General features: G+C 57.0%; 1 protein-coding gene. It reads right to left on the bottom strand.

Annotated features, from left to right (window positions below; genetic code table 11):
• The coding region (locus tag DW937_RS14630; RefSeq protein WP_243111513.1) for a DUF6017 domain-containing protein at positions 1-316 on the bottom strand (316 nt) is incomplete at both ends.

The raw sequence follows: 316 nt of genomic DNA on the forward strand, positions 1-316 counted from the left end.
TGCGCCACAAGGGACGCATAGTAGCTGTTGATGGTGCTGGGGGCGTTGAACAGCATGGCCCGCAGGTACTGCTTGATGTTGCGGACTTTGGTGGTGTTATCCCGCAGGCAGTCCATGACGAACTCGATGTGATGGCTGTCCAGCTTCAAGAATTTCGCCTTGACCAACTCTGCCGGGTAATCGTCCCCGGCCACCCGGATGGACTTGCGGCTGGTGCAGACCGTTTCCAGCAGGATGTCCACGATCTCGTCCAGCTGTTCCCGGTCTATCCGGGGATTCTGGGTGAGGGTGTCATACTCGATGTTCTCCAAAATCA

The organism is Faecalibacterium sp. AM43-5AT (assembly GCF_003603345.1).
Classification (GTDB): domain Bacteria; phylum Bacillota; class Clostridia; order Oscillospirales; family Ruminococcaceae; genus Faecalibacterium; species Faecalibacterium taiwanense.